Below are 20,690 nucleotides of genomic sequence, written 5' to 3' on the forward strand. Positions count from 1 at the left end.
ATAAAACACATTAAAATTCCATTACCAACCTAAAATTAAAAAAAGAACTCTGGATAGAGTTCTCAAATTTGTATATCTCTTAAAAACTCCTGTATAAGTGCGTGTTCAAAAAGTGGTCAAGTAAGACACAAGGAGTGTGAAGCCGAAGCACGAAAAGGCGGCGGAGTGTACGTTTTTGGTACATGAGTAAGACTTTTTGGGATTCGGCAAAGCAATCCGCCGTGGAGTTTTGACTACTTTTTGAACATCCTCTATAAAGTGAAACTTGAATCAGGTGGAGTTTTTACTCTATCTGATCCTTAGTTGAACTTATCCGATAGCTAACCGCAACCACAGATTCCCGTCAGTTGAACAAAGAGATTTTGTTTAATCCAGATGTAATAAAAATGTTAAATAAACTAACATATATAACATTATAGTAGCTAAAATATGGATTTCAAGAAAAATTTGAATGGGATAATAAGGTATTCTAAGGGGAGCGAGAGCGGAATAAAACTTACAATCGCATACCCCGACATAACGCCGGGGTATGCGATACATTAATTGTTTGGTGTTGTATACGTGTCTGTTGTAACTGTTGTTGCCGGCTGTGTGTAAGTGTCTGAAGTAACGGTTGAACCAGTTCCATTACCTGTTGTGGTGGATTGGCTCGGAACGTTAATGTAGCCGTGGTCGGCCAAATTCTTTATTGCTTCAGCAAATTCAGCACGTGTCATAGGTTTGTTTGGATCAAAAGTTGTCGCACTGGTACCAACCATAATGCCATGATCTTTCGCCCATTGAACGGCCTGTGTATACCATTGCCCATTTGGAACGTCCACAAAACCATTTGCATCTGCAAAAGCAAATCCGGAACCGGCAACAACTGTCGTTAACGCGATGCCGGCAATAAACCCTTTAAGAGTATTTTTATTCATGAAAAGCCCACCTTCATCTTTTTCTGTAGTAACAAAACAAATTTTAAAAATAAAATTCATTTTATTCTACAGGTACTTGGTGGACATACAATCGGTATTTTCCATAGACTCCAAGAGTAGCCATCCGGATGTATTCCCTGAATCCGTAACGATAGACACAATTGTTCCGTAATAGTCGGCCTTGTCTGAACTACTCTCTTTAAACGGCAGGTTGATTGGAAGCAGCTGAGCGCATCGTGCTGGCCAATACACCCGTGATAAAAAAGAAACTTCCTGCCAATTCCCAAAGCACCAATGCGCCAACTCCCCCGCCAATCACCGCCACAAATGACAACCACGCAGTAACACGTGGAGATTTCCATACAAAAGCAGCGCCGACACCTCCGACAATCGACATGACCATTGTGATCACAGAAAACAGCCACACGGTATGATCGCTTGACGAGCCAGCTATTTGCGTAACAGCTCCACTCCATTCGTACATGCCGGTCAATATCCCTAGAATCCCTCCGACAATTCCAATCAAACAAGCGGCTAATCTCATTGCATTCATCTCCTAGTTACACTTGCACATTGCAAACCATCGCGAGAAACAATCCAACCAAATACAGCAGCGAAAAAACGAACGTCTTTTTTGCCCATACAAACGACCCATTCGGTTCCAGCATCATACGAATCACATAATACGTAAACGCCGCGCTGAGGATGATTGCGATTCCCAAATAGAAAAGGCCCACAGTATGAGTCAAATATAATGAAATCGTCGTAATCCACAATAAAACGGTGTACACGAGGCTCTGCCGTTTGGCGACACCCTCCCCTCGTACAGACGGCATCATCGGAATGCCCGCACGTGTATAATCCGTTTGTTTGTACATTGCCAACGCCCAAAAATGTGGTGGCGTCCAGAAAAAAACAATCATAAAAATCAAAATCGGCGCCCAATCTAAATGCCCGGTAACGGCAGCCCAGCCAACAAGTGGCGGCATGGCGCCCGCCCCGCCACCGATTACGATATTTTGCGGTGTACGACGTTTCAACCACATGGTATAAAGAAATACATAATACACAAATCCACCGAACGCCAGCCAAGCCGATAACCAATTTACTTGATATCCCAATACAAAAAATGAAGCGGCCTGCAGGACAATTCCAAATGATAAAGCATCCGCATCCGACAATCTCCCCTCCGGCAGCGGACGTTTTTGCGTACGCAACATGATGGCGTCGATATCACGGTCATACCACATGTTCAATGCTGCCGCTCCACCTGTAGACAAAGCAAGACCGAGCATCGTCCAAAATGTACGCGCCAGATCAGGTGCTCTCCCTGCTGCCACAACCATGGCACAATAGCCGGTCAACAACAAGAAAAGCATAATGCGCGGTTTGGTCAGTTCCAGATAATCTCGTCCCAAAGAGACAACGCGCCTCAATCCTTCTCTTTGCGATTCGTCCAATACATTGGATTGCAGTTTTACAAATGCCATACGTACCCTTCTTTCACGTAATCTTGCTACGAATCGGCTATCGATGGCCAAGTTGTCTGTTTGTAATCGAAAGGATGGCTCGAGTCGACTTGCGATTGGTTGCCTGTTTGATCCCCCATTTGCCAGCTACCAATAATAGAGCCAACACGGGCGCGCTGTTCGGATCGGTCCCCAAGCCGCCCAACACACCAAAATCCTGCCCCATCCACCAGGCAAACAACAGCCATATTCCGGTCACAATCATCAACCAGAGTGAATCGATGTTTTTCCAAAAGCCGTACGACAAAACAAGCATGATTCCGACGCACACTCCATTCCACAGCACTGGAAAATGGAATGTCAACATGGCCAGCAACTCAATCGGTTTTGCAAGAAATTGGGGCTGCGGCATGGATGAAGCATTGCCGAATAACGTGGTCAACCCGCCAGGCTGCCAAAAACCAGCGCTCGGCAAGGATTGCAAAATCGCCATGAGCAACCAAAATCCCGCAAAACATTGGCGCAATCTCCTTTGAATCTGACCGTTTTGCCACATGTTCTTTGGAAGCAACAGCATGACCGTACATACCAGGTACAAAAATGCCGATCCTGGCGCGCCGGACATAAACGACATGCCGCCGCTCCACAAACCGCCCATGCCTTCTCCAAACACCCACAACACAAGTGACCATCCAGCACCTAGACAGAGACCTACTGTTCCGAGACGATTGCGTCGGCCAAACACCATCAAACTTCCAATAACCGCCTGCAATACTACGGTGATCAAATTGTACGTGATCGGATTTTGCTCCCAGATTTCGATACCCCAATTCATCATAGCACGCAGCCATTGCGGCTGGTCTTTTGCAGCAGGCAATAGCACTTCATGTACAAAAACGGATGTGACCATTAATGGTTGCGCCTGCAGCACTGCATCAAGCAGCCAAAAAGCTGCCAAACCCCACCACAATACAGCGCGTCCACTGCTCTCTTTTGAAGATTCAGCAGTCAAGGCAGCTCGCCTTGACTGCTGAGAGTCGCTCTCTTCCTCTGCTGCAAAGCTGATCCAACGAAAAAACCAAACCATCAAACTTGTAAAAAAAACGATAAAAAACAGGATCCAAAGAACGTTAAACAACATGCCGTAAAACGTCGATATCTGTAATGCATCATTTGCACTGCCATTCATCGGCATCTTTTCCCCCCCATTGTACCTGTTGGCAACGGGTTTTCTTCCCACAGCTTTTCATTCGCTTGGACTGCTTGCACAGACGAGTCTGCAAAATATATGCAACGTTATAGCGGAAGTTGCGTGTGTTGCCCGATCGTTACATCTTTGCCTAACTCGACAACTTCTTCCTCTTCGTCCGACATGCGATCCATTTTCACGCACCAAGTTTTCAAAACGTACAACAAACTGCTGATCAGCACGATTTGAAATATCCACCAAAATAAATCCCACCACAATGGTATGCCGGGGCTATTCGGAATCACAAACGGAAACGTTGGCCAAAAATTCCCCACACTTTCTCCTCCTTCCAAAATTGTACGATGCTTCAGGCCCTACGCTGTCCTCACATGTCAGATCAAATACATGACGACATACATAACGATCCAGGCGAGCGAGACAAACATCCAAAAATGGGCAGCCGATTCTACACCCCAGTAATTCAGGCCGCCAACCCCGTGCATGCGCACTCTGCGATATGCAGAAAACAGCGTCAGAATCCCGCAAATGAGATAAAATGCCACCGTCCCCAATATGATCAAAAATACTTCACCAAAATGAGAAACTGGATTGACCGATCCGTCGACAAGTTGGACAAATACCAGTACGAGACCGATTATCCCAGTGGCCATCGCATATGCAAGCGACAACTGCACATTTGCCTGATTGTCTTTACGCGCTGCCACAAATCCTGCACGAGCAATCCCTGCGCTGATCAACATGACGATTGCCGCACTCAGCCCGATCATCTGATTGGCTTCCGGTGAAACATAGGAATCCGCCATGATATACCGAACGTTGATAAGCACGAGAAACGGGATGATCATGCTTATTATAAACAGCGTAAATCCGCCCCGGAGCGCACGCAATTCCCGTTTGCTTAAAGGAATCGCACGTTCCGTTGGAAGACTTGTATTTGCCGATGCCATTTTGCTTCACTCCCTTTCCAAATGACTCTGCATCATGACTTTTTCATATGGTTGACCCGGTTTATCTTTGTGAAATTGCCGCCCCCGGCAGCACTACCGCTTCTTCGCTCTCATCCCCATACACGTAAAAACTGCCAACGACCCGCGGTGTTTCCGGAAAATTCACCGTTCCCTCCGGAGCAGCAGAATACCATTCCAGCGTTTTGCCACCCCATGGATTTTTCTCCGCCTTTGGTCCGCGTCTCCATGCATGCAGAATCACGATTGCGTTGTATAGGAAGCCAAGACCGAGCAATACGGCAAATATCGACACTTCAAAATTCATGTTTTGCAAATAGGGCATGTATACGGGAACCCAGCGGTTCATGCCTTTCATCCCGAGAATGAAAAACTGTGTGAACGTAATGTTGAATGTCAGGAACACCCAAATAGCGCCGATAACGCCCAATTTTTCGTTATACATGCGTCCAGACAACTTGGGCAGCCAATAATACATCGCGCCCAGCCAACTGAATACCATGCCGCCGATGATTGTGTAATGGAAATGCCCGACGATGAAAAACGTATCATGCTCCTGCAAATTGATGACCGGATCGGCCAGGAAAACGCCTGTAAGACCACCGATCAAGAAATTGAACATGCTCATCAAAATAAAAATGGTCGGCGTTGTCAAGCGCAATTTCGATTTCCACAGTGTTCCGATCACGACCATAAATGCAAAACCTGTAGGAATCGAAATCATTTCGGTAAAGAATGAAAATGGCATCATCTCATCGTTTCTCATGTTTGTAAACATATGATGCGCCCATACCATCCCGGACAACGCCATGACAAACACAAGTCCGATGACGCCCCACTTTTCGGCAAACAACGATTTGCGCGACATGACCGGCAGAATCTCCTGCCACAAGGCAAAACCCGGCACAACTACAATGTATACTTCCGGATGCCCGAACAGCCAGAACAACTCCATATACGTCAATGGACTGCCAACCGCTGTGAACAATGGCAATTGGGCAACATGTGCCAACAAACTTAAAATAAACGTCATCATGATTTCCGGCAGCCAAATGAGATTCAAAAGACTGACCGTCAGCATGCCCCATGCGAATATCGGCAAGCGATTCCAGGTCAAGCCGGGCGCCCGTTTGAAAATGATCGTTGCCGTCAAATTGATTGAGACCAGCAATGAGGATAACGTCAAAGCAAAAACACCCAAGTAATAGAAGATGATCCCTGAGGCATCTTGAGTAGCAAGAGGCTGGTATCCTCTCCATCCAGTCGTCCAATAGCCGAGCAGCGGACTAAACGCGACTGTCAAGATGCCTGCAGGTACCAACCATAAGCTGATGCCCGACATTTTCGGAAATGCAGATGTATTGGAGCCGATCATCAACGGGATGATATAGTTGCCCAATCCCCCAACCAATGCTACTGTTCCGACTGAAAACATCATGATTGTTCCATGAATCCCGACAGTAGTCAGATATTGCTGCGGCAATTGGAACAGCCACATCTGGTCTTTCATCAGTTCGACACGCATCAACATCGCCGCAAAACCGGCGATGAAAAACCCGCCTGTCGACGCGACCACATACTGAATGCCGATCACTTTATGATCTGTACTATATTCCAGATATCTCCGCCAACCGGTAGCAGGCGCCCAGCGCGTCGCAATGCCGAACGCAGGTTTTACAACCGCTTCCCACGTACCAATCCCCAGTATCCATCCGACCAACGCAGCCACCCAACCAATCGTAACCGATAATTCCGTTACAAACGGATGTCCATATGTCGGCACTGTCTCGCTAATCAATGTATTAAATACCAAAAAACCGACAGCCGCCCACAAAAACCCGCGCAATACGGGTGGCATGCGTTTTTTTGCTACGAAAGGAACCGAATATTCGGGTTCCATTGCAGTCATTGTACTCATTTTTGCAGTCCTCCCTTTTTTCAGTCTCACTGTTTCAATAAGGTCCCAGAGCCGACTGCCACATCAGGAGCCTTGTTGCATCTTTTTCTCTTTCGCAATCCATTTTTGGAAATCGCTGCCCGATACGATCGACAGAGGTGTTTCCATGTATGGATGACCGGCTCCGCAGACTTCCGCACACTGCACGCGTACCATCGGATCGATTTTCGTATTGGTAATCTTGGTGGTCGTAATATATTCCGTCCGTGTTTCCCCGGGAATGACATCCTCTTTGATACCAAATGCCGGCACCCAGAAACTATGGATGACACCAATCGCCGGGTCATACGTATGTGCGGGATCATACGACCGCAGTACAAATTCGATCTTTGTATTGACCGGCAATACGATCTGATCATTCCCGTCTTTGTCAACCGTTTGCGTCAAACCGTATTGCGGGTAGCTGTACTGCCACTCCCACTGGCGGGCGACGACATCGACTACCAGTACGTTTGGCGCGGATTTCGCTTGTGATTCTTCATCCATGAACATGGTCTGAATCGCACTATCTGTTGGATGGATGAACAATAACACATTTATCAAAATACTGACCGCGACCCAGATCGCAATATAAGGTTTGTTGTTTTTCACTTGCAATTTTGCATGACTGGAATCACTCGACTTGTTCCTGTAACGGAACAATATGAACAAAAGCATCAATACAACGAACACAAAAATAGGCGTCAATATCGAAAGAATGAATGCAGCCGCCTCTTGCCCTTCATGCGCCTGCGCCGACGCAACAGATAGATACAAATGGTCGCCGATCGACTGTACACCCCATTCACCCAATAGCGATAAAATGACCCAAAGTATACCGAAAATGATATAATCGATCATTTCTTATTCGTCTCCTCCCTTCACACCCTCTTGAGATTTGTCCCAGTTCTCTGGTGGCTAGGATTTTATGATTCGCAATGTACCTTTCATCCCTGCCCGATAATGCACAAACCCCTGTACAAAACATCCGTATTGCCATACTCCCGGTTTATCGGGCACCTTAATCTTCAAACGGATCGATCCCCCTGGCATAAGTGTTGGACTGAAATTTCCCTGACCTTGTTGTGTAATCAACCATGGATATTTCTCGTTTGACTTGATGATCGCCTTATTTGTGACAAAGTTGTCGACCCCGTGTCCTTCCAATACTTCTACTTGTACACCATCCCAAAAATCTTTGTGAAATTGGGTTTTGACATCACCGAAATCACTGGGTGTCAAATCAAACCCCTGCCCCATCATCCACTCATGAAAACGATTCGGACTTAAATTGTGGAAATTGACCACAACCTCGTCGCCAACTCGCCATACCATTTCGTTAGGCAAATAGTAATAATCGCCCACGTATAAATCCTGTATGCCTTTACTGACGGGTACTCCTGTCATCGCCTTGATCGTCTTTCCTATCAAAGATTGCCCAAACAAAGCTGTAATGCCGACGATCGCCATTGCCCCAGTCCCGATCAAAAATTTTCGGCGGCTCCAATCTACCGGCTCATCTGTTCGCTGTAGCATACCACCCGTATCACCTTTATCATCAGATTGCTGATTCGCTTGTTTTCCTTCGTTGCTATCCATTTTCTGTCCCCCTTACGTCACCACTGTGCATCAACGAGGATGACTCAGAACCTCTTCAACTCTTACATCGGCATGCTGGTATTCGTAATACTTTTCACATAAGTATGCAATCGCCTGGTTGCTTTACTTGATCTGAACACTCGGTTGGCCGCCATCGACCACTTTGAACACTGCCCACATGCCAAGATCCTGATGCCGTTGCCGATCATTTGGAAAGTAGTAGAGCATCGACGCCAATCGATACGTACCTGCTTGTGCCGCATCAAATTTGTACGTTTGCGAATCGCCTGGCATGACCCCGGCACCTGCATTGCCTTGGATGGCAGAAATCGAATCCCCGGCCCCTTTGAACGCCAGCTTGCGGTTTCCGTCATAGATGCCGATATCTTGCGGAATCCCGCTCTTGTTTTCAAAATCAATTTTCACATGATATCCGACTGGAATATCGATCTCGATTTGTCCATGTGAAGCGCCATTAAAATTCATGTAACTGTTTGAACTGTTGTAACCACCGATCACTTTCATCGTCACCGTTTGCGACGCTTGATCCACTTGAAACCACGATGACGGTGGATCTACAGTTTGACCGCAACCGGCCAACATGAATGTTGCAAGCAACGGCAATCCTGCCAAACCCAGTTTTTTGTTTAACATCACCATACCCCACTATCATTCAGATTCAATACAATACAGACACAGATCACTCTTTCTTTGATTATCACCCCCTTAAAGGCAATTCTTGGATCATCCTTTGTCTGCCCGCTCTCTAAACAACAAAGTATTTTCATTATCGAAATGTATCATATTGCGAAACTAGGTTCCGTATACAGAGGCAAGCCCCCACTACCTATTAGAAAACGCTTTCAAACAATCGAATAAATTCCTCATTTCACTGCACACAAGAATAGACGCAACTTTCTGATAGATTTATATAAAAATGAAATATAAGACATTTTAAATTGGTTTGATTCCAAGAATTATAATAGCTTCTGTTCTGACTTTAAAATCTATCTTAGCCAAACGAATCGGTGTAAGAATACCGATTCCCGTTAAGAACATGACGATCAAAGATATTTGAAAAAAATTCAAAAGGCAACGTAATATCAATGAGAAAACTGAAATTGTTTGCAGCCGTCAACATTACATTGAAATTTTTGTATGAATACTTCAACAAAACGCCCAATAGCATTTTGAATACGATAAAGTAGCAAAATAAGACCCCTATAATAAACAATAGAAGAATAGTGGGAGTAAATAGGAGTGTACAATCTGTATATTTTTCCAACAAATATAAATTCAAAAACCATTGTAGTAACGAAGTAGATAAGCATCGTAATGATTCTTCGTCTAAGTTCTTCTAGGTGTCGGACAAGACTCATTTCTGAATCAGACATCCATAACAACCTCTACCTCTATCTCTTATCTGTTTCCGCCTTATTAACGGAATCTGCCTTTGCTTCACTTGAACCAGAAGTAAGCTCTTTTGTTGCATCTTTAAATTCTTTTAGTGACCGTCCGAATGCGCGTCCAATCTCTGGCAGTTTACTTGGACCAAATATGATAAGCGCAAGCGCAAGTATAAGAATCAAGCCGGGAAGTCCGATGTTTGATAACATTCTATTCCTGCTCCCATTTTAAAAATTTCTTCTTTTCAAACGTTAATTTGATGAAAGTGGACTTGTTATAATTTTACATAATTACTTTAGAAAAGTAAAATATTTTTTATGTGATAAATAATATAATCTTAGTATTTATATATATTAGTTCGAATTTGTAATAAGATAGCTGTTTCTGGTGAAAATAATGTGCCGATTTACATCATTTGTATTCAAAAATGGGATGGCATATGATATATATCCCACCGTTTACTAATCTTTCAAACCAAAAAGTGGGAGTTATACTGAAACCATCTCAAATTCGACGTGGAAATTTATTAGCATTGGAACGGATATACCACGCTCAATGGCGGTCGCAATATCGTAAGAATATATGGATGAATACAGCTTTTACCATGTAATTATAAAAAAACGTCCATGCTGGGCGCACATTGAATAAACCCGGTAAAATTCACCGGGTTTAGTTTGATACGCATTTTATCTAGTCCTGACTTATATTGTGCTGATTAGCCATCATGTTTCAATTTTATTTTCTTGCGATTGGACAGGGGACTGATTCCAATCCGAAATAGAGAGGCTTTTTTTGACTTTACTATTATAATACGCCACGAGAACAGCAAGCCATATAATACCGCCGTACACGGAAATTTTTGTTAATGGCGAAGTAAGGATCGCAACAAACGCTCCCATCAGCAAAATCAGTCCAAAAATAGGAAGTGTAGGCCAAAGCGGCATAGGATATTTCAGGGTTTGGTTTCGTCTGTTGGCTCTTTTTCTATGAACGATTTCACTTACCAAAATGATGCCCCATGTCCAAAGAGAGGCAAAAGCAGAAGCGCTCGTTATCCAAACATATACGCTTCCTGGTGCCAAATACGTAATAAAAATCCCAATCGAGATCATTGCTGCAGTCGCCCATACGGCTATATGAGGTACATGATTTTTATTGAGTTTTGTAAATATTGGATTATATAACCCTTTACTCGCCATCCCATATAGCATTCGGCTTCCACCGTAGACGCCTGTATTGCAGGAGGAAAGGGCAGATAGAATAATGATCAAATTCACTAGTCCTGCTGCAACGGGAATGCCAATTTTCGAAAATAAGAGCACGTAAGGGCTTACCCCTTTTTCGATCAGGTAATTCCAGGGAAATGCACTCAACATGATTAAGATGGAGCCGATATAAAAGATCGAAATTCGGATCGTTACAGAACGGAAAGCTCTCCGCATTGTAGACGCAGGATTCTGTGATTCACCCGCTTCAACCGCCAGTGTTTCTATTCCACTATACGCTTGCACCACCAGGGAGAATGCTGCAAATGCTCCTAACCAGCCGTGTGGCAAGAACCCGCCATTTGTCCAAAGGTTAGTGAGTCCAACTGCATGGCCGTTATTGAAAATGCCAGTCAAGATGATTAACCCGCCAAAAATCATAAATACTATGACAGCCGTTACTTTTAGAAAAGCAAACCAATATTCGACTTCACCAAAAATTTTTACCGCAAACATATTGGAAAAGGTGAAAAGAATTAAAGCGATCAACCCAGGGATCCATGCCGGGAAGGACGGAAACCAATATTGCAATAGACTGCCGATTGCTGCAAGCTCCGACATAACGGTAGCAACCCAATAAAACCACCACATTCCTGATGTCAAAAAGCCCATTTGTGTGCCAAGCAGTTCTCCGGCATAATGACTAAAGGATCCCGCAATTGGGTTTTCGACTGTCATTTCACCAAGCGCCCGCATTACGAGAGCGGCAAGAATTCCACAAATAACAAAAACAAGCAATACTCCAGGTCCCGCCAATTTTACAGAAGTGGCGGCACCATAGAACAATCCTACTCCTATAACTCCACCGATCGCCAACATTTGAATTTGCCGATTCGAGAGGCTGCGATGGAGTCCATCTCCTCCATTTTTATTCGAATTTTCCACATCGTTCGATAATTCCATAAATTATCCTCCTCGTATGCAGATATAAAATGGTAAAAATTAGATACTTCCACATTAAACAACCGAATTCATTTGCGTAGCTTTTAAGATATTTAATGCTGCATTTGTGCAGTCGTTTACAAAAATAAAATAGGAATTGATTTTTTGCATGCAACTGACTATATTCATTTTGGTAAGCGCTTACAGTTGATAAAAGCTGATACTTCAAATGTTTGTTTTGAAATCAGTGAAAAAATAAGTAATGGAACAGTATCAAGCGCAGTATTTCAAGAGAATTGGAAAATAAGGAAATTGGGTATGAGTGATAGGAAAGGTCAAATGTTGAAGGAGAATTACTCAAAGTCAGCCCCATACCCAGGGTCTATTTTAAACGAATTTCTTCATTACATACGATTATACTATTTATGCATATATCAATTTATTTACAAAATTCCATCAATACCTCCTCAACTGTATCTACAACAAAATCCAAATCTTCTTCAGTAGAAGAAAGAGGAGGTGCTATAATTAATACATTGTTAAATCCAGGAACAGTATCACCATTCCGACCAATAATAAGGCCTTTCTTTGTACAAGCGGCAATAATATTACCCATCAATTCTTCTGAAACCGGTGTTTTTGATACTTTATCTTCAACTAACTCAATGCCATAAAGAAATCCTTTTCCGCGAACCTCCCCTACTTTACTCAAAGCTGTCAGGTCATGCAATTTGCCCAAAATTGATTCACCTAAATTTGCAACCCGTTGGACGATTTGCTCATTCTCAATGATTTCAATATTTTTCAGGGCGACCGCGCATGATGCCGGATGGCCACCATAAGTAGAGACGTGTCGCAAATGATTATGGGTGCCGTTCTCTTTGAATTTCTCATAGATTTTTGAGCTTACTGCCGTAGCTCCTAATGGGAGGTATCCACTTGTCAACCCTTTTGCCATGGTAATAATATCTGGTTTTACTTCATCAGAATGCATAAATCCAAACATTTTTCCCGTTCGCCCAAAACCAGACACGACTTCATCAAGAATGAGAAGTACATCATGCTTTTTACAAATTTCTGCAACCCGTACCAAGTACTCTTTTGCTGGTATGATCACTCCACCGCCAGAAATAAAGGGTTCCATAATAACTCCGGCAACTGTCTCCGCTCCTTCCCAGGAAATCACTTGGTCAATAAAATCAGCTGCTGCGAGATCGCTGTTAGGCATATCGCCAAACGAGGACCGATAACTGTACGGAGGTGGAACATGCAGAAATCCGGGCGCTGTCGGGTCATATTTCATTCTTCTGTTCGCTTGTGCTGTTGCGCTCATTGCACCTAAAGTAGAACCATGGTATGCACGATATCTGGAAATGAATTTATATTTTCCCGGATTCCCGTTTTGTGCATGATATTGGCGTGCAATTTTAAAAGCTGTTTCATTCGCCTCTGACCCACTGTTCGAGAAAAAGGTTCTATATGAACCTTGTAAAAGCTCACTGATTTTTGCGGATAATTCGATGGCAGGGACGTGGCTTAAAGTCAAAGGGAAATAAGATAAGCTCATCATTTGCTCGAATGCTGCAAGAGCAATTTCTTTTCTGCCATGCCCCAGATTTAAACACCATAATCCGGAAACTCCATCGAGATATCGATTTCCATCCATATCCGTAAACCAAGATCCTTCTCCACGCCGCGCAATGAAAGGAAGCGCTTTTTCGTTATGCTTAGCCATCGCATGCCACAAATAATCCCGATCTTTTTGAACAAGATCTTCTGTATCAATATTTACACTCATCATTTACCCTCCCATTTTAACAAGTAAAAGCGTTAAACTATTAAACTTCCCATTGTTATACCGCAATGGGATTATCATGTAACACGGTATCTAAGGGACAGTATTTATACCCATGTGCTTCCGCTACTGCTTTATGTGTTACTGTTCCATCAATAACGTTAAATGCTACCAGTTATATCGATCCATTTTTTAACAGGAGAACTTGATCGCCCGATTTCAATCTAGCTGCGTTAGCCTCGTCGGTATCGATATGAAACTCCAGACAATATTGGGAGCTTACTCTGATTTTTACTTCATTAAAGATAATGGGCCGTTCGAATCTTGAGATCACATTTACAAAATCTCCTTCATGAACTTGAAATTGTACTGCATCTTCTTCTGACATGTGGATATGTCGACTTGCGATAATTAAACCTTCTTGTAAATAAATGGATCCTTTTGGCCCGATAATTGTTATCGGGCTACTACCACCAAGATTTCCTGATTCTCGAATTGGTGGAGAAACTCCGAGACAATATGCATCTGTCAAAGATACTTCAACTTGAGTCGCCGGACGGTTAGGCCCAAGTATTCTTGCTTTATCAATCGTCCCTTTTGGCCCGGTCAGCATAACTGTTTCTTTAGCGGCATACTGGCCAGGTTGCGATAAATGTTTGTAAACTTGCAATTGATAACCTTTGCCAAATAATAATTCGACATGAATCGCTGATAAGTGAACATGCCTTGCTGAAACACCTACGGGAATAAGGAACAATGCATCATTCACCTTCTTTTTGCCACGGATTCAGGATTACAAAATACAAGTAAAAACTAGATACGGGTAAACGTTGAATTCCAATTTCTATGATCCAGATGAGAATATTTTGGCAATAGGCGAGTTGGCATTTTTAGAGCATCTTTTCTGAATGGAGGAGCCAGTTGCGTTCCATCAATCTGGATATCTATTACTGTTGGTTTATTGGATTTGATTGCAGCCTCAACAGCCGGGCCAATATCTTCAGCCTTTTCCACTCTGACACCAACGGCACCCATTACTCTGGCGATCTCTGCAAAATCTGGATTCTTGATATCAGCTCCAACAAAATGATTATTATAATAATCAACCTGATTTTTCTTTTCAGCACACCATGCTCCATTGTTAAAAACGCAGGCAACAACTGGAAGGTTCTCATCTACGGCAGTACTCACTTCATGCAAACTCATACCCCACGCACCATCTCCTACAATCGCCACAACCGGGCAATCAGGTCGGGCAAGTTTTGCGCCAAGAGCTGATGGAAAAGCGAAACCAGTATTGCCAAATGTCAATGCAGCGATATGTTTGCGGCCTTGATTAAATTTGAGATAACCGTTCGCTGTGGATGATACATTTCCAATATCTGTCGTGACGATCGTATCCTCAGGTAAAACTTTTGTTACTTCTAATAATGCTCTACGAGGATTGATCGGATTCCCATCAATCATTGCAAGGGAGACTTGTTCTTCGTCCCATCTTTCCTTTTCTGTCGCAATTTCCAACAAACGCTGATGATTTGTCTTTCGATTCGAATCTATTTCTCCCAATCTATTAAAAATCTCAGCACTTGATAAACGCGCATCTCCGATAATGCCTACTTCAATGGGATGTGTCCGCGCAATATTTCTCGGATTAATATCGATCTGAATAATTTGGGCGTTAGTAGGAAAATAATCAATACCATAGCAAGGAAGAGTACCAAATACTGATAATCTGGTTCCGATAGCTAAAACGACATCTGCTTTTTTCAGTGTATTCATGGCCGCTTTTGATCCCATGTAGCCAATTGGCCCAACTGCAAGAGGGTGATTTGCCGGAAAAGCGTCGTTGTGCATATAAGAAACGGATACTGGCGCAGTCAAGTATTCTGCAATCGCTTTCACTTCCTCGTGACCATCAGAGTCAACAGTCCCTCTGCCAGAAATAATCACTGGATACTTTGCATTTGCGAGCAATTTCGCAGCTCTTTCTATTGATTCGGGTGAGCCGGCACCGCGACAATCGACACGATATTGATGTGGCTTAAGGATTTGTTCTTCTATCTCACCGAAAAAATAATCTCGCGGTATATCATATAAAACCGGCCCTCTCTCGGCATACGCTATACGAAACGCGGTTCTCAAACAGTCTGCAACACGGCTTGGATGTGTAACACGAACCGTTTCTTTGGTTATCGCTTTGAAAACGGATACCTGATCACATTCTTGGAAACCATCCCAGCCAACGGTTGGAGTTCCTGCAGAAGGAGAGATCACGACCATAGGAGTGTGTGCCTGATTTGCCGCAGCAACTGAAGTCGCCATATTCGTAATTCCTGGACCGTTTTGCCCGATAACAACCGCAGCTTTGCCCGAAACACGGGAAAATGCGTCAGCCAAATGGGCTGAACTCTGCTCATGACGAACACCAATAAACCGAATCCCCGCATCCGGCAGTAAATCAAGGAGATCCATAAATGCCGAACCTAAAATCCCACTGATATGAGTGACTCCTTCTGCCACCAATGTCTCAACGATGGCTTCACTGGTTGTCATTTTTGTTTTTGTGCCTCTCAAATTTTCAGTTTCAACTTTTAACATAGCGTCAATCCTCCTTAAAAATTTTGATGTGAGAGTAAGCCCTTATCAGATCCACCATCATTTATACCAACGTCGGGACATCGTGACGTTGGTACCAGTATGGATCTGATGAGATTATGTTATATGTCCATGAAAAAAAAGTCAATAGATGATTCAAAATATAGCCCAAAAAATTTTTCACAATTTGTACGGATTACCTTGACATTTTCATAGCAAAAGAATACATATCAGAACGAAACAGTCCTTTATAATACTCAACTAAATTTCCTTCCGGATCCGAGATCATTCGTTCATTAACTAACAAACACATAGATTGTGGGATATCTAATTGCTCTGCCTCCTCCTCTGACGGATGTTCACATGTAATAATCTGCTCTGCTTCCCAAAACACTACCTTTAAATCTTGTTCAAGAGCATCATATAGAATCACTTTATTCAAGTCATATTGGGATAATTTTTGGCCAAGTTCCAAAGGATAATAATGAGTTTCAATAGCAATAGGAATATTGCCCTCTAATCGCAATCTTTTAACATAAAAACACCTGTCATCAAAGCCGTGTGCATTACTGATATTATCCGGGGTAGAAATAATGCCTTGATCCAGCAATTTTATCCCTTTTGTTTTAATAGTTTCTGTAAAACTCGTCATTTTCAGCCATTCTTGAACCTGCCTCAACGAAATAAATGTTCCTTTTCCATGTATTTTTTCTAAAATGCCCTCATTTACCAAGTTTGAAATGGCTTCCCTTACAGTATTCCTACTAACGGAATACATTTCCATCAATTCTCTTTCGCTCGGAATTTTGTCTGTATAATACCCTTGACGTATTTGATTTTCCAATATATTCTTCAATTGAACGTGTAATGGGATTGGGTTGTTGCTATCTAATTCCATAAAATCCTCTCCAGACATACCTACCAGTTGGTAACCCTATTATACAATTATTTTTTGGAGCTATCAAATTTACCAAAATTCAGAGTGAATTAAGTTCCACAACACATGTTGACCTGAGAAAAGTGGTTTGACCTTAAAAAGCATTCTCTGTGCTCTAAGACCCTCTAAAAGTGTGCTGAACGCCGTGCTGCATCACGTTTGCAAACTTGCTATATAGATAAGATAATCAGATGAAATAGCAAGACCAAACCACAAATCGGTTTGGCCCTCTGCATTATACCGTCGTAGTCGGTATAGAGCGAATTTCTAGCTGTTCCAACGTTTCCTGAGAGATGCGGTTATCTGTAATGATAGCATCCACCAACGTTAGATCAGCGACTCGGGCAAAAGCCTGCACACCGAACTTCGTAGCATCAGCAAGGAGAATCACCTGATCCGCGATACTGATCATTTTTTGCTTCACCTTTGCCTGCAATTCATTGGATTCGCTAATTCCTCGTTCAAGGTGAATCCCTTTACAGGAAAGAAATACTGTATCTACGTGGTAAGAATCCAGTGATCGTTCTGCCAACGGACCGACAAAAGACAAAGATCTCTGAGCTAATATGCCCCCTGTGGAGATGACCTCAATCTTCTCCTTGCTGCTTAACTCTGTTGCAACTTTGATGGAATTGGTAAGAACAGTCAGCGGAATATCCGGTATATTCGAAGCCATATACCAAGCCGTGGTGCTGGCGTCCAATAGAATGCGGTCATTCGGTTGGATTCGTCGAATGGCTTCAAGTGCAATGCGTTTTTTTTCTTCCGCATGGGTCACTTCTCGTTCAAAGTACGGAATCTCCGGCTGCTGATCCTTGATGCTGACCGCCCCTCCGTGACTGCGGAGCAAGCGTCCCGCCTGCTCCAGACGATCTAGGTCACGCCGAATCGTTTCCTCCGTAACTTGACAAACATCACTTAATTCAGATACGCGAATACTTCCTCTTTCGTTAACCAGTTGAACGATTTTCTCATAACGTTCCGCAACTAACATAGCTCACTTCCTTCCAAGTATTATTTGTAGGAAACGGCCATAAGCATGTTCCCACTCTTCGCCATGCTCCGGCTCGTAGGCAGCAACCGGAAATGAATCACGAATCACTTGCCTCGCCTCCCAAATATCGGAAAATTCTCCTTGTGCCAGCCACTGAATGGCAAGATTGCCGATGGCGCTTCCTTCCGCCGGCCCTGCCCATACCGGTTTGCCAATCGCGTTGGCAGTCCATTGGCAGAGCAGTGTATTGTAAATGCCGCCTCCAACCATATGCAATCCATTAAAATGATGACCGGAAAGACGTTCTGTCAGTTCAAGGACATATCGGTACTTCAAAGCAAGACTTTCCATTATGCACCTGACAATGGAACCCGGTTCCCCAAGCACTTGCTGCCCGGTTTGCCGGCAATACTGCTGGATGCGCGAAGGCATGTCGCCTGGATGTAGAAAAATAGCATCGTCCGGATCAATCAAAGCGGTAAAAGGTGGAGCCTGTTCCGCCAGCTTAACCAATTCTGGAAACGTATAAGAAATTCCTGATTTTTCCCATTCCCGTCGACTTTCCTGTAGAATCCAAAGCCCCATAATATTTTTGAGCAACCGATACGTTCCACCGACTCCACCCTCATTGGTAAAATTGAATCCCAGCGTCAAATCATTAATAACAGGCTGACTGACCTCCGTTCCCATTAGGGACCAGGTTCCACAACTCAAGTAAGCAAACGAACGATCCATCGCAGGAACTGCAGCAACAGCTGAACCAGTATCATGTTCAGCCACCGCAAATACCGGAATTTCTCCGACTCCAAGCTCGACGCTAATTGCAGAACGTAACTTCCCAACCTGTGTACCCGATTGGACGATTGTCCCAAACCATGTAGACGGAATGCCCAGACGCTGAAGCAATTCATCATCCCATTGCCCTTTTAAAGGGTTATACATTTGGGTCGTTGTCGCATTCGAAAATTCAGTGACTTTTTCACCAGTCAAAAAATATCGGAGTAGATCGGGAATCATCAAAAAACGATCTGCTTCCCGAATTAAGGTAGAGTCCGATAGCTTTAATGCATAAAGTTGAAAAATTGTATTAAAAGGAAGGAACTGAATGCCAGTACGCTGAAAAAGTTCAAACTGCGGGATTTCTGAAAAAACCCTCTCCATCATTCCATCCGTCTGTCGATCCCGATAGTGATACGGATTACCGAGAAGTTCACCGTTCTTTCCAATCAATCCAAAATCAACCGCCCAAGTATCAATCGCCAAACTATTTGGGGAAATACCTTGCTGTTTTGCCTTGGTTAACCCTTGTTTGATTTCATAATACAATCGCAAGATATCCCAATACAAGTGGTTGCCAACCTGAACGGGATCATTGGAAAAACGATGAAGTTCTTCCACCTCTATCCTTCGATCCGTGAGGCGGCCGAGCAGCGCTCTTCCACTGCTCGCCCCAAGATCATAGGCGAGAATACTCACCAGCTTGCACCACCTTTGCCTCGCGCCAAAATTTCTTGCGGATAGCTACTTTCCAAATATGCTTTCATAGGATCAAGAGGAAGTCCTTGCTCTTCCCGAATTACATGAAGCAGCGGTGTCACATCAAATTCGAAGGCCCGGCGAACCGCATCCTCTGCACCTAAGACATCATTCCGTTGTTGTGCTTCTTCTACTTCATCATGGTTGACAAGCAAAGCTTTTGCGCACTGTGTTTGCACATTCAAAACAGAGCGGATCATCGCCGGAATTTTCCGTTCAATGCTATGCGACTGATCGATCATGTAAGCAATGTTATCTACTGTCTGACGGATCCCTGCATCGGAATCGTTCCCTGCATTTTGGATTTGATAAAAGATCAAAAACAACTCATAAGGATTGGTCGTACCAACGATTAAATCGTCATCGGCATATTTCCGGCTGTTGAAGTGGAATCCCCCCAGCTTTTTCTCATCGATCAAATATGCAACGATGTGTTCAACATTGGTCCCCTGCGCATGGTGACCGGTATCCACGAGTACTTCTGCCTGGGGTCCCAATTTCAAAGCATAATTGTACGCCATTCCCCAATCCGCCAGATCTGTATGATAAAAGGCAGGTTCAAAAAATTTGTATTCAATCAGCATCCGCATGTGTGGTGACAACGCTTTATACATTTCAGAAAGCGCCTCCAACATCCACGACTTCCGTTTCCGGATGTCACCCTGACCAGGATAATTGGTGCCGTCAGCAAACCACAAACTCACATCTCGTGATCCCGTTTCCTTGGCTATATCTACGCATTCGAGCAGATGTTCCATAGCTTTGCGGCGAATCGAAGCATCCGCGTTAGTTACACTGCCAAGCATGTACTCCTCTTCCTGAAACAGGTTAGGATTCACCGCTCCAATCGACAATCCGAGACTTTCGGCATGGCTTTTCAGTTTGCTATAATCATCGACTTTGTCCCAAGGTATGTGAATCGCCACGGACGGACAAAGTCCTGTTACGCGATGCACCTGGGCCGCATCCTCAAATTTTTCAAACGGATTTCTCGGCACCCCGACTTTTTGAAACACTTTGAATCGAGTCCCGGAATCGCCATACCCCCAGGAAGGAGTTTCAATTTTCAACGCTTTCAGTTTTGATTTGACTTGCTCGACATTGATACCTCTTGCTTTTTGCTGTTCCTCAAATAACGTGTATGCCCGATCTGACACGTTCAACTTCCTTTCCATTTTGGAGT

Annotated in this window: 20 protein-coding genes and 1 pseudogene; all 21 read right to left on the minus strand. The window is 43.7% G+C overall.

All coding sequences use genetic code 11. From position 1 onward, the window contains the following. Positions 1–539: 539 nt before the first annotated feature. Positions 540–917, minus strand: coding sequence for an S-layer homology domain-containing protein (locus LSG31_RS18500; RefSeq protein WP_347436517.1), 378 nt, complete (start codon positions 915–917; stop codon positions 540–542). Between the two features lie 199 nt (positions 918–1,116). After that, positions 1,117–1,461 carry a hypothetical protein gene (locus LSG31_RS18505; RefSeq protein ID WP_347436518.1) on the minus strand — a complete coding sequence of 115 codons (345 nt, stop codon included), beginning with the start codon at positions 1,459–1,461 and terminating at the stop codon, positions 1,117–1,119. A gap of 16 nt (positions 1,462–1,477) precedes the next feature. Beyond that, positions 1,478–2,407 (minus strand): heme o synthase, encoded by a 930-nt coding sequence (locus LSG31_RS18510; RefSeq protein WP_347436519.1) that lies wholly within the window; start codon positions 2,405–2,407, stop codon positions 1,478–1,480. A 37-nt stretch (positions 2,408–2,444) separates the two neighbouring features. Then, positions 2,445–3,581 carry a hypothetical protein gene (locus tag LSG31_RS18515; RefSeq protein WP_347436520.1) on the minus strand — a complete coding sequence of 379 codons (1,137 nt, stop codon included), beginning with the start codon at positions 3,579–3,581 and terminating at the stop codon, positions 2,445–2,447. Between the two features lie 101 nt (positions 3,582–3,682). Continuing rightward, entirely contained in the window at positions 3,683–3,910 is a 228-nt protein-coding gene (locus LSG31_RS18520) for a hypothetical protein (RefSeq protein WP_347436521.1), read from the minus strand. 57 nt (positions 3,911–3,967) lie between these two features. Next, positions 3,968–4,543: a cytochrome c oxidase subunit 3 family protein gene (locus tag LSG31_RS18525; RefSeq protein ID WP_347436522.1), complete on the minus strand. Its 576-nt coding sequence runs from the start codon at positions 4,541–4,543 to the stop codon at positions 3,968–3,970. A 61-nt stretch (positions 4,544–4,604) separates the two neighbouring features. Next, positions 4,605–6,479, minus strand: a complete 1,875-nt coding sequence (locus LSG31_RS18530; protein ID WP_347436523.1) for a cytochrome c oxidase subunit I — start codon at positions 6,477–6,479, stop codon at positions 4,605–4,607. A 63-nt stretch (positions 6,480–6,542) separates the two neighbouring features. After that, a complete protein-coding gene (locus tag LSG31_RS18535; RefSeq protein ID WP_347436524.1) occupies positions 6,543–7,358 on the minus strand; it encodes a cytochrome c oxidase subunit II in 816 nt (271 codons plus the stop codon). Positions 7,359–7,415: 57 nt separating this feature from the next. Further along, positions 7,416–8,096, minus strand: coding sequence for a cupredoxin domain-containing protein (locus LSG31_RS18540; RefSeq protein ID WP_347436525.1), 681 nt, complete (start codon positions 8,094–8,096; stop codon positions 7,416–7,418). A 123-nt stretch (positions 8,097–8,219) separates the two neighbouring features. Then, a complete protein-coding gene (locus LSG31_RS18545; RefSeq protein WP_347436526.1) occupies positions 8,220–8,750 on the minus strand; it encodes a sulfocyanin-like copper-binding protein in 531 nt (176 codons plus the stop codon). 358 nt (positions 8,751–9,108) lie between these two features. Continuing rightward, complete coding sequence (locus LSG31_RS23405) at positions 9,109–9,396, minus strand: twin-arginine translocase subunit TatC (protein WP_430734290.1); 288 nt, start codon at positions 9,394–9,396, stop codon at positions 9,109–9,111. After that, positions 9,338–9,490, minus strand: a pseudogene (locus tag LSG31_RS23410) (twin-arginine translocase subunit TatC); the annotation flags it as partial. The pseudogene LSG31_RS23410 and the gene LSG31_RS23405, both read right to left, overlap by 59 nt. Before the next feature lie 18 nt (positions 9,491–9,508). After that, positions 9,509–9,712: a twin-arginine translocase TatA/TatE family subunit gene (gene tatA / locus LSG31_RS18550; protein ID WP_347436527.1), complete on the minus strand. Its 204-nt coding sequence runs from the start codon at positions 9,710–9,712 to the stop codon at positions 9,509–9,511. A gap of 513 nt (positions 9,713–10,225) precedes the next feature. Further along, on the minus strand, positions 10,226–11,671 hold the full coding sequence (locus tag LSG31_RS18555) for an amino acid permease (RefSeq protein WP_347436528.1): 1,446 nt from the start codon (positions 11,669–11,671) through the stop codon (positions 10,226–10,228). Between the two features lie 418 nt (positions 11,672–12,089). After that, complete coding sequence (locus LSG31_RS18560; protein ID WP_347436529.1) at positions 12,090–13,448, minus strand: aspartate aminotransferase family protein; 1,359 nt, start codon at positions 13,446–13,448, stop codon at positions 12,090–12,092. A gap of 172 nt (positions 13,449–13,620) precedes the next feature. Further along, positions 13,621–14,214, minus strand: coding sequence for a phosphate propanoyltransferase (pduL, locus tag LSG31_RS18565; protein ID WP_347436530.1), 594 nt, complete (start codon positions 14,212–14,214; stop codon positions 13,621–13,623). Between the two features lie 44 nt (positions 14,215–14,258). Beyond that, positions 14,259–16,043 (minus strand): sulfoacetaldehyde acetyltransferase, encoded by a 1,785-nt coding sequence (gene xsc / locus LSG31_RS18570; RefSeq protein ID WP_347436531.1) that lies wholly within the window; start codon positions 16,041–16,043, stop codon positions 14,259–14,261. A 193-nt stretch (positions 16,044–16,236) separates the two neighbouring features. After that, positions 16,237–16,938 (minus strand): GntR family transcriptional regulator, encoded by a 702-nt coding sequence (locus tag LSG31_RS18575; protein ID WP_347436532.1) that lies wholly within the window; start codon positions 16,936–16,938, stop codon positions 16,237–16,239. A 274-nt stretch (positions 16,939–17,212) separates the two neighbouring features. After that, the gene (locus tag LSG31_RS18580; RefSeq protein WP_347436533.1) at positions 17,213–17,971 is read right to left on the minus strand and encodes a DeoR/GlpR family DNA-binding transcription regulator; all 759 of its coding nucleotides are present in this window, start codon (positions 17,969–17,971) and stop codon (positions 17,213–17,215) included. A 3-nt stretch (positions 17,972–17,974) separates the two neighbouring features. Further along, complete coding sequence (rhaB, locus tag LSG31_RS18585; protein ID WP_347436534.1) at positions 17,975–19,447, minus strand: rhamnulokinase; 1,473 nt, start codon at positions 19,445–19,447, stop codon at positions 17,975–17,977. Beyond that, the gene (rhaI, locus tag LSG31_RS18590) at positions 19,444–20,664 is read right to left on the minus strand and encodes an L-rhamnose isomerase (protein ID WP_347436535.1); all 1,221 of its coding nucleotides are present in this window, start codon (positions 20,662–20,664) and stop codon (positions 19,444–19,446) included. Before rhaI ends, rhaB begins: the two co-directional genes overlap by 4 nt. Between the last annotated feature and the right edge of the window lie 26 nt (positions 20,665–20,690).

Source organism: Fodinisporobacter ferrooxydans (assembly GCF_022818495.1).
Lineage (GTDB): Bacteria > Bacillota > Bacilli > Tumebacillales > MYW30-H2 > Fodinisporobacter > Fodinisporobacter ferrooxydans.

Bases quoted from the DNA above. Each gene is read 5' to 3' on its own strand.
- LSG31_RS18500 (WP_347436517.1), bottom strand. From the start codon at position 917: ATGAATAAAAATACTCTTAAAGGGTTTATTGCCGGCATCGCGTTAACG.
- LSG31_RS18505 (WP_347436518.1), bottom strand. From the start codon at position 1,461: ATGAGATTAGCCGCTTGTTTGATTGGAATTGTCGGAGGGATTCTAGGG.
- LSG31_RS18510 (WP_347436519.1), bottom strand. From the start codon at position 2,407: ATGGCATTTGTAAAACTGCAATCCAATGTATTGGACGAATCGCAAAGA.
- LSG31_RS18515 (WP_347436520.1), bottom strand. From the start codon at position 3,581: ATGCCGATGAATGGCAGTGCAAATGATGCATTACAGATATCGACGTTT.
- LSG31_RS18525 (WP_347436522.1), bottom strand. From the start codon at position 4,543: ATGGCATCGGCAAATACAAGTCTTCCAACGGAACGTGCGATTCCTTTA.
- LSG31_RS18530 (WP_347436523.1), bottom strand. From the start codon at position 6,479: ATGAGTACAATGACTGCAATGGAACCCGAATATTCGGTTCCTTTCGTA.
- LSG31_RS18535 (WP_347436524.1), bottom strand. From the start codon at position 7,358: ATGATCGATTATATCATTTTCGGTATACTTTGGGTCATTTTATCGCTA.
- LSG31_RS18540 (WP_347436525.1), bottom strand. From the start codon at position 8,096: ATGGATAGCAACGAAGGAAAACAAGCGAATCAGCAATCTGATGATAAA.
- LSG31_RS18545 (WP_347436526.1), bottom strand. From the start codon at position 8,750: ATGTTAAACAAAAAACTGGGTTTGGCAGGATTGCCGTTGCTTGCAACA.
- tatA (WP_347436527.1), bottom strand. From the start codon at position 9,712: ATGTTATCAAACATCGGACTTCCCGGCTTGATTCTTATACTTGCGCTT.
- LSG31_RS18555 (WP_347436528.1), bottom strand. From the start codon at position 11,671: ATGGAATTATCGAACGATGTGGAAAATTCGAATAAAAATGGAGGAGAT.
- LSG31_RS18560 (WP_347436529.1), bottom strand. From the start codon at position 13,448: ATGAGTGTAAATATTGATACAGAAGATCTTGTTCAAAAAGATCGGGAT.
- xsc (WP_347436531.1), bottom strand. From the start codon at position 16,043: ATGTTAAAAGTTGAAACTGAAAATTTGAGAGGCACAAAAACAAAAATG.
- LSG31_RS18575 (WP_347436532.1), bottom strand. From the start codon at position 16,938: ATGGAATTAGATAGCAACAACCCAATCCCATTACACGTTCAATTGAAG.
- LSG31_RS18580 (WP_347436533.1), bottom strand. From the start codon at position 17,971: ATGTTAGTTGCGGAACGTTATGAGAAAATCGTTCAACTGGTTAACGAA.